The sequence below is a fragment of the Bradyrhizobium sp. URHD0069 genome (assembly GCF_000701345.1).
Lineage (GTDB): Bacteria > Pseudomonadota > Alphaproteobacteria > Rhizobiales > Xanthobacteraceae > Bradyrhizobium.
This window is the reverse complement of record NZ_JNIJ01000029.1, coordinates 1-12,042: the sequence shown is the minus strand read 5'-3', so window position 1 is coordinate 12,042 and position 12,042 is coordinate 1. Positions and strand designations below refer to the sequence as shown.

The 12,042-nt window shown below is 59.6% G+C and carries 11 protein-coding genes and 1 pseudogene; 5 read left to right on the top strand and 7 right to left on the bottom strand.

Annotation, left to right across the window (positions count from 1 at the left end; translation table 11 throughout):
* Positions 1-9: 9 nt before the first annotated feature.
* The 7 genes from N554_RS0118380 to bdcA form a co-directional block, all read right to left on the bottom strand.
* A complete protein-coding gene (locus N554_RS0118380) occupies positions 10-852 on the bottom strand; it encodes a hypothetical protein (protein WP_051677554.1) in 843 nt (280 codons plus the stop codon).
* A 228-nt stretch (positions 853-1,080) separates the two neighbouring features.
* The gene (locus N554_RS0118375; RefSeq protein ID WP_029584803.1) at positions 1,081-2,172 is read right to left on the bottom strand and encodes an ABC transporter ATP-binding protein; all 1,092 of its coding nucleotides are present in this window, start codon (positions 2,170-2,172) and stop codon (positions 1,081-1,083) included.
* A gap of 73 nt (positions 2,173-2,245) precedes the next feature.
* On the bottom strand, positions 2,246-3,097 hold the full coding sequence (locus N554_RS0118370; RefSeq protein WP_029584802.1) for a carbohydrate ABC transporter permease: 852 nt from the start codon (positions 3,095-3,097) through the stop codon (positions 2,246-2,248).
* A 3-nt stretch (positions 3,098-3,100) separates the two neighbouring features.
* Complete coding sequence (locus tag N554_RS0118365; RefSeq protein WP_029584801.1) at positions 3,101-4,030, bottom strand: carbohydrate ABC transporter permease; 930 nt, start codon at positions 4,028-4,030, stop codon at positions 3,101-3,103.
* Between the two features lie 129 nt (positions 4,031-4,159).
* Entirely contained in the window at positions 4,160-5,473 is a 1,314-nt protein-coding gene (locus tag N554_RS0118360) for an ABC transporter substrate-binding protein (protein WP_029584800.1), read from the bottom strand.
* Between the two features lie 56 nt (positions 5,474-5,529).
* Positions 5,530-5,787, bottom strand: coding sequence for a hypothetical protein (locus N554_RS0118355; RefSeq protein ID WP_029584799.1), 258 nt, complete (start codon positions 5,785-5,787; stop codon positions 5,530-5,532).
* A 313-nt stretch (positions 5,788-6,100) separates the two neighbouring features.
* On the bottom strand, positions 6,101-6,814 hold the full coding sequence (gene bdcA / locus N554_RS0118350) for an SDR family oxidoreductase (RefSeq protein WP_029584798.1): 714 nt from the start codon (positions 6,812-6,814) through the stop codon (positions 6,101-6,103).
* 437 nt (positions 6,815-7,251) lie between these two features.
* Here bdcA and N554_RS0118345 point away from each other — a divergent pair.
* From N554_RS0118345 to N554_RS0118325, 5 genes and pseudogenes are all read left to right on the top strand, one after another.
* A pseudogene (locus N554_RS0118345) lies at positions 7,252-7,410 on the top strand (MFS sugar transporter); the annotation flags it as partial.
* Between the two features lie 109 nt (positions 7,411-7,519).
* Positions 7,520-8,542 (top strand): alpha/beta fold hydrolase, encoded by a 1,023-nt coding sequence (locus N554_RS0118340; RefSeq protein ID WP_051677553.1) that lies wholly within the window; start codon positions 7,520-7,522, stop codon positions 8,540-8,542.
* Between the two features lie 188 nt (positions 8,543-8,730).
* Positions 8,731-10,062, top strand: a complete 1,332-nt coding sequence (locus N554_RS0118335; RefSeq protein ID WP_029584795.1) for a carbohydrate porin — start codon at positions 8,731-8,733, stop codon at positions 10,060-10,062.
* A gap of 60 nt (positions 10,063-10,122) precedes the next feature.
* Positions 10,123-10,857: a VOC family protein gene (locus N554_RS0118330; protein WP_081851308.1), complete on the top strand. Its 735-nt coding sequence runs from the start codon at positions 10,123-10,125 to the stop codon at positions 10,855-10,857.
* Positions 10,858-10,937: 80 nt separating this feature from the next.
* Positions 10,938-11,426, top strand: a complete 489-nt coding sequence (locus N554_RS0118325) for a cupin domain-containing protein (RefSeq protein WP_029584793.1) — start codon at positions 10,938-10,940, stop codon at positions 11,424-11,426.
* Positions 11,427-12,042 lie beyond the last annotated feature (616 nt).

The following is a 12,042-nucleotide window of genomic DNA, read 5'->3' as shown; positions in this document are numbered from 1 at the left end:
CGATGAAAGCTACTGTTGTCCGGGCCGTAACTGCACTGGCGCCCGCGTTTGCGCTCTGGCTTGCGTCGTCGGAGGCGTCGATGCGGGCTTACGCGTGGGGGTGGCAATCGGCGGTGGCGGAGCCGCTGATGTCCTGGGCCGCTGGTTCTGCTCGGAGGCGTTGGCGATCGCGCGCGCCATTTGCTCCTGGCTCGCCTTGAGCTGCTCGGCGGTCCTGGCATTTTCGCGGGCCAATTCTTCCTGGCTGGTCTTGAGCTGCTCGATCCCTTGCTGCACGTTTGCGAGATCACGCGCCATCGTCTGGAGCAACTGCGTCAGCTCGGGAGGGATCGGGGCGGCTGCCGGCGCCACGTCTTGCGGTGCGGTCTGAGCCGGAGGTGGCAATTGCGAAAGTGCTGCATCCGCCGCAGCCACCTGAACAGTAGGCGGGCTCGGCTGGGCGGCGAGCTCCGGTTTTTCCAGCGGCAACGACGAAGCCGAGATCAGTTGCGGTGCCCACCGGGAGATCATCAGCCTGGCCGTCTCGCCAGAGGACTGCGAAGCGAAGGCAGCGACACAGATGCACGCTGTCAACAGCAGGCCGATGAAGCCGCGTAGCGCCGGCCTGCCACGCGATGGCCGACGAACCGTGTCCTCGGGCTTCTTCGGATCCGAAGAATGGCTCGCGGCATCGTGCTCTAGCTTGGAAATCTGTTCAGTGACACGCGCGAGCTGTTCATCGGCGCGCGCGATCTGTTCATAAGCATGCGCGAGCCGTTCATCGGCGCGCGCCACCAGCTCTACCTCTTGCGTGGACAGTCCCGGACTAACATCGTGTGGATCAGTTTGCTTGGTGTCCGCCGCGGAATCCATGGGCGCCTCCTGCCCAGTTTGCTGCCAACTGAATGGGGCGGTGGTGGGACTTCCGCCCAGGTAGACACTCCCCAATGCCGTTTTGACCAAAGCAAGGCTGGAGGATGGAAAGTATAGGGCCGATTTTGGGCGATAGCCCTTCAGGCATCGCCGAAAGTACCGATGCGCCAGGCAGGGGCGGTGAGGGGAATTCGCTCAAAACCGGTAACCTCCCTGTCAGTGCCGGCGTTAGATTGCCGCCTCAGTCTTCGCGTCAAAAACGTGCAGCCTGGAAGGGCGCATGGCGACGCGCAGCTTGTCGCGCACCTTCACCCGCGCGGTCGGCTCGATGCTCGCCACCATGACACCCTCGCCGACCTTCATATCGAGCAGGATTTCCGAGCCGAGTTGCTCGACCACCTCGATCACAGCATCGAAGCACGGGTGGTCAAGATCGGCGGTGTCCGCCACGGTGAGGTCCTCCGGGCGCACGCCGAGCGTGACCTCGCGGCCGACATGGCCGCGCAGGCGCTGCGCGGTCTCGTCCGGCAGCTTAATGCGCAAGCCGGAGTTTTCGGCGATCAGCGATCCGTTCGCTTCGGTCACTGTAACGGTGGCGAAATTCATGGCCGGGGAGCCGATGAAGCCGGCGACGAACTTGTTGGCGGGCTGATTGTACAGCTCGAGCGGCTCCCCCACCTGCTGCACCACGCCGTCCTTCATGACGACGACCCGGTCACCCAGCGTCATGGCCTCGACCTGATCGTGGGTGACGTAAATGGCGGTGGTACCGAGACGCAGATGCAGCTTCTTGAGCTCAACGCGCATCTGCACCCGCAGCTTGGCATCGAGGTTCGACAGCGGCTCGTCGAACAGGAACACGCGGGGGTGGCGCACGATGGCACGGCCTAACGCCACGCGCTGGCGCTGGCCGCCGGAGAGCTGGCGCGGCTTGCGCTTCAGCAATTCGCCGATGCCGAGGATGTCGGCGGCCTCGCGCACGCGCTTGTCAATTTCGGGCTTTTCGAATTTGCGCATCTTCAGGCCGAACGCCATGTTGTCGTACACGCTCATGTGCGGGTAGAGCGCATAGTTCTGGAACACCATGGCGATGTCGCGGTCCATGGGCGCCAGTGCATTGATCACGTTGCCGTCGATTGAAATATCGCCGGAGCTGATCGCCTCTAGCCCGGCGATCATCCTGAGCGTCGTGGTCTTGCCGCAGCCGGACGGTCCGACGAACACCACGAACTCCTTGTCGCGGATCTGCAGATTGACGTCTTTGACAGCGTGCACACTCTCGTAGAACTTGTTGATCCCCTTGAGGACGACCTGTCCCATTCGATCTCACCCGCCTCCCGACCCCTGTGCGCATTGCATGCGCGCTTTCCAATCCCGATGATCCCGGGTGCTGTCAGCCCTTCACCGATCCGGTCAATCCCGCGACGTAGTGCTCGACGAAAAGCGAATAGGCGATCGCAACCGGGATCGATCCGAGCAGGGCGCCAGCCATCAGCGGTCCCCAGAAGAATACATCGCCGCGGATCAGCTCCGATGTGACGCCCACCGGCACGGTCTTCTGCTCAGGCGAGGACAGGAAGACAAGTGCATAGATGAACTCGTTCCACGACAGCGTGAAAGCGAAGATGCCGGCCGAGAGGATGCCCGGGATCGCCACCGGAATGACGATGTAGAGCATGGCCTGCCAGCGCGAGGCGCCGTCAATGCGCGCGCATTCCTCGAGCTCCTTGGGCACTGCCTTGAAGTAACCCATCATGAGCCAGGTGCAGAACGGAATCAGAAAGGTCGGATAGGTCAGAATCAGTGACCAGGGCGTGTCACCCAGCCGATAGTTGCGGATGATCTCGGCCAGCGGAATGAACAGCAGCGTCTGGGGCACCAGATAGGTGATGAAGATGCCGGTGCCCAGGCTGCCGGCAAATGGAAAGTTCAGCCGCGACAGAGCATAGCCGGCGAACACGCCACACACGAGCGAGATAGCGGTTGACGCGAGCGCGATGAACGTCGTGTTCCACAGCCACGATGCAAACAGCGTCTCCTCGAACAGGTATCTGACGTGGTCCAAGGTCGGTTTCCAGGTCCAGAACGGATTGTAGTTGATCGAATTCCAGGGTCGGTAAAGCTCGCCATCCGGCCGCACCGAAGTGATCACCATCCAGTAGAACGGGAACAGCAGGAAAAGCAGGAACAGCGCCATCGGGACGTAGAAGAACACCCACTTTCGCCAGATTGCACCTTCGATCATGGCTCAGCGGACCTCTACGCGACGGATGTAGAGAAGTTGGATGATGACGACCAGAAACAGGATCGGAAACATGGCGAGCGCGATCGCGGCGCCCTCGCTCAAAATGCCGGTGCCGATGCCGATCTGATAGGCGTAGGTGGCGAACAGGTGCGTTGCGTTGGCTGGTCCGCCGCCTGTCATCACATAGACGATCTGGAAGTCGGCGAACGTCTGAATCACCGAGAACAACACCACGACCATGGTCACGGGCAGCAGCAGCGGCCAGGTGACGTGCCAGAACCGCTGCCACGGCTTGGCGCCGTCGATGGCGGCGGCCTCGTTGAGTTCGGGACTGATGGTCTGCAGGCCGGCAAGCAGGCTGATGGCGAAGAACGGCACCCCGCGCCAGATGTTGACGATGATGATCGAGATCATGGCGAGGTCTGGATCGCCCAGCCAATTGATCCGACTGGTGATCAGGCCGAGATGATAGAGGAGCCAATTGAGCACGCTAAATGTCGGGTCGAACATCCACTTCCAGGCGAAAGTCGAAAGCACGGTCGGGATGATGAAGGGCAGCAGGATGAAAGCACGGGTGAAAGCCTTGCCGCGGAAATTACGGTTGAGCAGCATGGCCAGCCACAATCCGAGCGCCAGCTTGAAGACGGTGGTCACACCCGTATAGACGAAGGTGTTGTAGGCCGAGGTGCGAAAGATCCCGTCATTGAAGATCTTGTAGAAGTTGGCGAGGCCGACGAAGTCGCCGGGCACACCCACGCGCGCACTGCTCACCGACAGCAGGATGCCGCGCACGAACGGATAGGCGATGAACATACCGAGCAGCACCAGGGTCGGCACCAGCAGCACGAATGCGAGCCAACGCTCGTCCTCGAGCAGCCGGAGCCTGGGCCGCGGCGCCTGTGGCAGGTAAACTTGGGTTTCAGCGATCGCCATTTCGCTTCACCTCGATGCGCGCTCAAACTGGACTGAGCGCGCCGCCTCCCGGCTCGACCGCTCAAGCCCGATGCGCCCGGCATGTTGGCAGCCACTTCGCAGCCGTACAAACCGGGTGAGAGCATACTTTCAAGTATAGACCTTCGTGAGTTCGCCTTGCGCCCACATCACGGCATCCTCCGCCGTGCCGCCCTGGATTGCTTTGGCGTACATGTCGGTGATGATGTATTTGGTGAGCACTTCGGCGGGCTTCTTGCCTGATGAGGGCAGGGGATAGCCAGGCGTCTGGCCGAGGAGGCCGGCGACCTTGAAGGGCGCCATGACCTTGTCTTCGTCCCACAATTTGTGCTTCTCCCACTCGCGGGTCGGCGGCGTCGCGAAGCCCTTCTGGGAGACGAACCACGGCTCGTAGTTCGCCGTTGTGTGGATCCACTTCAGAAACTCCTTCGCGCCGGCTTGATTCTTCGAGTAGTTCGGAATGACGTGCGAGAAGAAGGTGTGCATGGCGAATTGCCCGGCCGGGCCCTTAGGCAACGGCGAATGCTGGATGTCGGTTTTCAGCTGCGCGCCTTTCTCAGTGATGTACTTGTCGGGGTTGCGCAGTGACTCGATGTAGATCGAAGCGCCGTTGAGTGTGGCGCAGATCGTTTGCGACAAGAACGCGCGGTTGTTGTTGGTGTCGTCCCAGGCCAGGCCGCCCTCGTCATGGGCTTCTTTCCAGAAGGCCGTCATGAACTTGACCGATTCGATGACCTCTTTCTTGTTGAGGTTGACAGTCTTGCCGTCCTTCTCAATCTCGGTGCCGCCCCACGACCACATGTAGGGGTAGCTGAACGTCGGCGCGTCGCCGAACGTGTGGCCGAGCGTCTGACCGATCGGCCGGCCGTTGGCTTTGAGCTTCTTGCCAACCTCGCGATACTTCTCCCAAGTGTCGGGGAAGGTCGGAGAGCCGACCTCATCGAACCATGATTTGCGGTAGGCGATCATGGCGCCGACGATAGCCCATGGCTGGGCGATCCACTTCTGGCCATCCGCCGTGTTCGATTTGCACAGATCGTAGTAACCGCCTTCGGCCTTGCTCACACTATTTGTGAGGTCGGACAGGTCGATGACGCTCTCCGAATAGATCTGCGGGTGGTTGTTGAAGAGCATGATGACATCGGGGCCTGAGCCCGACTGAATCGCCGAGGTGATACGCGGCTGCAGGTCGTTGCCATTCACGGTCTCGAAATTAATCTTGATTCCCAGCGCTTTCTCGGCAGCAGGCAGCAGCTCCTTGCGCAGCAGTTGATCGGAAGCCGGCACGAAGTCGTTCCAACGCAGCCAGTGTACCGTCGTGCCCTGCGCAAAAGCCGGCGCGCGACCAGTGGCCAGGATGCCGGCCATGCCGCCCATGAGCGCGGTACCGCTCTTGAGGACGTTACGTCGGGTTACTGTCGTCATGCATTCCTCCTCTGGTAATGCCCTTCGGCCGGTCTGACGCCGGCTTGGAATCCCTTTCAGGCTATCGCGCCTCCGTGGTTCAGCGCGTGCGCACGCCCTCGCGTGCGCAACACGTTGTCTCGACGATCATTTGTTGGTGTTCCCACTCTTCCGGCGTCGATGACGATCTCGGCGCGAAGCAGGGTGAATTTTTCGCAGAGCAGCGGCGCGATGACATCGTTCCCAATCGTTATGGCGATGCCATCGGCGGCTAGTATCGTGTCGGCCAGTATCGTGTCGGCGCACTGCAGCCAGCGCGTGAACCATACCGCCATACCGGTTCCCTCCCACGCAGCAATGGTATTGCCGTCGCCGAGCGAGTTTTCCCCGTCTTATAGAAAGGCTGGTACCGGAATGCTGCGCGACGTCATTGTCGCCGGTCGCAGCAGGAAATCAAGTGCTAGCTTTGGTACGCCGGCCATTGCCGCCGTTTACCGTAAGTACCGAACCGGTTAGGTAAGAGGCTTCATCTGAGGCGAGCCACGGAATCGGATAGGCATCGGATAGGCGACTTCCCGCGCATCTGCCCATCAGCCGGGCGGGCACATTTTCGCGCCTCTTCGTTCGAGAGCTTCGCTGAGTCTATCCTCAGGCGCCCATGCCGCCGTCGATGGTGTGCATCGCGCCGGTCATCATTGCGCCGTGCGGACCCGCGATATAGGCGGCGAGTTCGGCAATCTCATCCGTGCGAATGTGGCGCTTGATTGCCATGAAGCTGCGCATGAACTCCGCCATCGGTCCGTTAGCCGGATTCATGTCGCTGTCAGTCGGCCCAGGCTGGATGCAGTTGACGGTAATTGCGCGATCGCCGAAATCGCGCGCGAGCCCACGGACCATGCCCTGCACCGCCGATTTGGTGAGCGCATACGCGGCTCCGCCCGGAAAAGGCATGAAGTCGCCATTGACCGAGCCGATCACGATGATGCGGCCATTGTCGGGCATCTTGCGCGCAGCCTCAACCGCGGCGTGATAAGGGGCGCGGACATTTACGTCGATCATGTGGTCGATGGCGTCGGCCTCAAGCGTCAACGGATCGCCCATCACGAGCGTGCCTGCATTGGCGACGAGTACGTCGAGAGCGCCGCGGGACGCGACGGTCGCAATTAGCGCATCACGATCGGCGCTGTCGGTGCGGATCGCTTCGGCGCGTGTCTCACCCGTGAGCGCCTCCGCGGCGTCCTTCGATCCGGCATAGGTGAAGGCGACTTTGCCGCCACCCTTCGCGAAACGGCGGACAATCGCCGCGCCAATACCTCGGCTACCACCGAGAACGAGGATGTTCTTACCAGTGAAGTCATCCATGACTACCTCCTTGCGGTTATCGGGAGCGTCTTCTCAGAGTATGGCCGGAATGCATGCAACAAAATAACGGATTTTGAGACCGTCATTGCGAGCGTAGCGAAGCAATCCAGAGGATTTAGTATGGCTGTTACTGGATTGCTTCGTCGCTTCGCTCCTCGCAATCACGAGAAGTGGCCTATTCTACTGGCCGCTTTTTGAGTCAGGCTCTCAGGATCTTCGTCAAGGCATCGGAGATTCCGGGATCAGGGATCACGAATGATGTCATTGCCCTGCCACTTCGCGGGCACATCATCCGCGATCTGCAATCTCGAAATGCAAATCGCCCGACTCGCGCTCAAAATAATTTCATTTCCGCGTCTGTCTCTGTTCCCAGTATACCTCGCAACGGGTCGAAGAAAAAAGGACAGTCGCCGCGCTCGTAGATTGAGGAGAAGGGGATGCCTCTTGCTCTCTATGTTCTCGCCGTTGCGACCTTCGCAATCGGCACGACCGAGTTCGTTGTCGTGGGTCTTCTTTCGGGCATCTCAGCCGATCTGAGCGTGTCGATCCCAACCGCCGGCCTCCTCGTCAGCCTCTACGCCCTGTCGATCATGCTGGTAGGCCAATCTTTCTGTTTCGGAGTTCCAAGAGAAGCTGTTCGTGAAAACTGTCCGTTGCTGCATTGGCGAAGTCCATTGTGAGGAAAGCCCCCAACCAGGAGGGTCGATGATGCAAGACGCAGAGAATCGCTCGAATAATTTGACTCGGCGCGGCGCCATGACAGTTGCCGGGGCAGCAATCACCGTTGCGGCGATTCACACAACAGGAGGCGCGCTGGCTCAATTCACGGAACAAGGCGCGGCGCCTCAACAGGAAACTCGAAATGCGTCCGCGGCCAAGAACTCCGTCAAATTAACGCATAAACGTGCCAAGACGAACGGCGTTAATCTTCATTACGTCACGGCAGGCCGTGGTCCCGCCGTTCTGTGCATGCATGGTTGGCCGCAAAACCACCGTGAGTTTCTTCCAGTCATTGAGCGGCTTGCTGATGAGTATACGTTTGTTGCGCCAGATCTTCGGGGATTCGCCGATAGCGACAAGCCCTACGATGGTTATGAGCCGAAATCCATCGCGCAGGACATGCTCGGCTTGCTGGAAGCCGAGAACGTTACGCGCTTTCATATCCTCAGCCATGATTTAGGCGGACCGGCTGCTGTGGCACTCGCATACTTGGCGTCCAACCGCGCGATGTCGCTGGCCACAATAGAAACTCCATTCTTCGGACTAAGCTTTCCTGGTTATGTGGACCCGCGTGTGCCGTATTGGCATTTGGGCATGCACATGAACATGGATGTCACCAGGTTCTTGGTGGAAGGGCGTGAAGATCAATATCTTCGCCATTTTTTCAGGGATTTTGCATATGATCCGAATGCGATTTCTGAAGAGGAAGTTCAGCTCTATGTCATGCAAATGCGGCAGCCGGGGAACCTTCGAGCGAGTCTGAATCTTTATGGCTACATTCCACAGATGGCCGAACAGACGAAAGAACTGACCCGCAGCAAGCTAACCGTACCCATGTTGGCCTGGGGTGGTCGAAGATCCTTCGGTGATCACTGCTTCGATTGTGCCAAGGCAATAGCCAACAGTGCGGAAGGTGGCGTCATTGAGGAATGCGGCCACTGGGTCTTTGAAGAAAAGCCGGATTTTATTGTTGGTCAGCTGAGCCAATTCTGGCCACGATATGGCTGATCCTCGTGGGGGGTGGGAGACGATAGTAACGGAGGTCACTGCACGGAAGTGGCCTCTAACTTTGCCGGTTGAAACGGTTCGGGGGTGACGCCTCTGCTGCAGCACGACCGACTGCCCGCAAACCGTCTATCGGCAAAAAAAGAGACACGCATCGGTGGCTGACTGACTAGTCCGGGAGGCAATTGAGCATGCCCGCTGCTGCTGTGAGAGCCGTAGCCTTTTGGCTTGGATCGTTCGGCTTTGCCGTGCTGCCTTTCAGTCCTGCTGCGGCGCAGTCTTCAAGCGGATCGCCGCTCGGGGAATGGCTCAAACAGGAAACGATGACGGGAAACTGGGGCGGCAATCGGACCCGCCTCGAACAGGCCGGCATCAGCGTGCGAGGAGGTTACACAACAGAATCCGCATACAACCCGATCGGCGGCCAATTCTCAGCGGTTCGCTATACGCAACAGTTCGACCTCGGTGCCGACTTTGATCTGGACCGGCTTGCGGGAATCCCCGGCGCAAAGGTCGTGACCACCCTTACGGATCGCAAGGGACGCAGTCTCTCGGCAGATGCGCTTGGCAACAATCGTTACGCGGTTCAGGAAGTCTTCGGAGGAGGCCCGATCACCCGGCTGGTGGAATTGCACTACCAGCAGGAATTGTTCGACAAGAAGCTTCTGTTCGACATCGGCTGGGAGCCATTGGGAATGTATTTCGCAATGTCCCCGCTCTGGTGCAGTTTTTTTCAGACCCTGGCCACCTGCGGCACGGTATCGATCAACAGCACCAGCAGTTGGCAAGACTGGCCCTTTGGCCAATGGGGGGCCAGGGTAAAGTTTCAGCCCAGTTCGGAGTACTACGTTTCCACCGGCGTTTATCAGGTGAATCCTGCAAACGCTACTCAGGGCTTCGATCTCAGCTTCGCGGGCACCGGCGTTATCGTGCCGTTCGAGTTCGGCTGGTTGCCGGGCCAAGGCGGCCGCGGACTGCAGGGCGAGTACAAGCTTGGCGGATATTTTGATTCTTCCCCCACACCGGATGTTCTGCTTGACGTCAATGGGCTTTCCGCCGGCCTGACGGGCGGCCCGTTTGCTCAGCACAATGGGCGATGGGGGGTCTATGCCCAAGCGAGCCAGATGGTCTACCGCGAGGCTCCCGGAAGCAAGCGCGGTCTAACCCTGTTTGGCATGGCCACACTGTCCGACCCGGAGACAGCGACACTTCGCTACTCCCTCACAGGGGGTGCTGTTTACCAGGGCACTTTCCCGACGCGCGATGCCGACTTCGTCTCGCTGGTGTTTGCGTACGGGCGCTACAACAGCCGGCTGACCCAGTTTCAGAAAGATCTCAACATCGTCACCCCCGGTGTGGTCGGCATTCAGACATTCGAAAGTGTGGTGGAAGTGGATTACGGGATCGCGGTCACGCCATGGCTGCAAGTGCGGCCCAACCTACAGTACGTCATCCGCCCCAGAGGAACCGGTCAGATTCAAGACGCTTTTGTCATCGGTCTGTTTACCAGGATGACGTTCTGATTCCTGCCTGACTTCCTGAGAGACGCCACGGCTCGCAAGACTAGAGGAGAAAGGTAACCGATGACTCTCTCCAGATTGTTGGTCGGCGTTGCTGTTGCACTTCCCACAATGGCTGCCTCTGCGCAGCACGCCAGCCCCAAGCTTCCTGATTGCGCGATGACACTTTCCAAATTGTCCGCTGTCCAGCCGACCGGTGGTGCGGGTAGATCCGGCAATGCCAAAGCCCGAGTGGTCAAAGACCGACTTCTTGGTGAAGCAGCTCCGCCTCGTGAGGGCCAAAGTGCAGGCGTCAGGAACGCAGTTACAGAGTCAGTGGCTGCTGCAAGCAAGGATGCGTTCAGGATCAAGAGTGTCGACCATACCGGCTTCACTGTCTCCTCGTTGGAGAACTCGCTGGAATTCTGGGTCGATGTGCTGGGCTTCAAGCACCTGTACACTTGGACCTTCGAAACCGGGCCATTCATCGAGGAGGTGGCCGGTGTCCCGGGTGCAGCCGTGCGGCTCGCGATGGTTGAAGGGCCTGGCCACATGATCGAGCTGCTCGAGTACACTTCACCTCCTGACCGGCAGACCTACAAGCCACGATCATCCGACGTGGGCTCTGTCCATATAGCCTTCTATGTCGAGAACATAGATGCGCTGCTTGCACGTACCGCAAGCTTCGGTTGGCTGCCGGTCGGCAATGTTCAGACCGTTGAATCCGGCGAGCGCAAAGGGCTTCGCCTGATCTACGTTAGGGGGCCTGACGGGATTACGGTTGAGTTCCTCCAGCTTCCGGAGGACGCGCCGAAATAGGCACCGCAACACGGTGTCGTGGAAGCAGGAGCGACAGTGGAGCTCCACTCGGTTCAAGACCAGAGCAGAAAGGATGACCCATGACTATCTCCCGACTATTGACCAGCATGGCTGTTGCACTTTCCACAACGGCTGCCTCAGCGCAGAATGCCAAGCTTCCGGATTACGCGAAGACACCTGCTGAACTGTCCGCTGTCCAGCCGACCGGTGGTGCGGGTGGATCCGGCAATCCCAAGGTCCAAGTGGTCACGATCCTTGGCGATGCCTCCAAGCCGGGAGTCTATGCACAGCTGCTCAAGGTCGGGGCGGAAGCGCAAATCCCAGCGCACCATCATGCTGGTGACCGGGTCGGGACCGTGATCCAGGGCACTTGGCACTTCGGCTATGGCGTGCAGTTCGACAAGGCCAAGCTCAAGACGCTGCCCGTCGGTTCAGTCTACACCGAACCTTCGAACGCGCCGCACTTCGCGATGACCAGCAACGAGCCCGTGGTCGTCCTGATCACCGGTACCGGGCCTACCGACACGATTTACGAAAATCCGGCCGACGATCCGACGCGGAAGCCCTGAGAGCGTGGTTCAAAATGCAGGCAGCAAAATAAGCCGCCTCCGTCCAAGTTCGCCATGCCCGGCCTTGCGCCGGGCATCATGTCTTGTCTGTCTTCAATTGAGAAAGACAGCGCGAGTGTGCAGGCAGCAACGCGAGTGAACGCCGAGCAATCCTCGAAAAGGACAATGCGGCTGTGTTCGGTTCTGCTCAGCTCATTGCTTCCACAAACGATGTTACTCGCGGATCGTGGATACGACGCGGGCTGGATCAGGGAGGCCAACTGTCTGGCCTTCATCAAACTCGCATCGATACGCTTCCGGCTACGTGCCAACGAGTGCCCACCCGGCTTGGGTGGGGTCATCCTTCGAGCCGCGCGGCGGTGCGAATTTGTTGAACGGGATCAATCTGATTTGGGTAGTCCAGCCCTGTTTGCAAAAATATTCCGCTTCCCGTTTTACCCAAATCAAATCTATAAGCCTCGCCGTCTCACCCCATGAGAGGGGCGTATCGCGATCGTCACGGACGCGGGGTGGGATGCGGTGGACGCGACAGCGTCGGGCGCGCATTTCGCAATCGCAGGGCGGGTTGAACCTCGTGAGCGATTTGCGGCGCGCAGACGAACGGCGCTGATGCGTA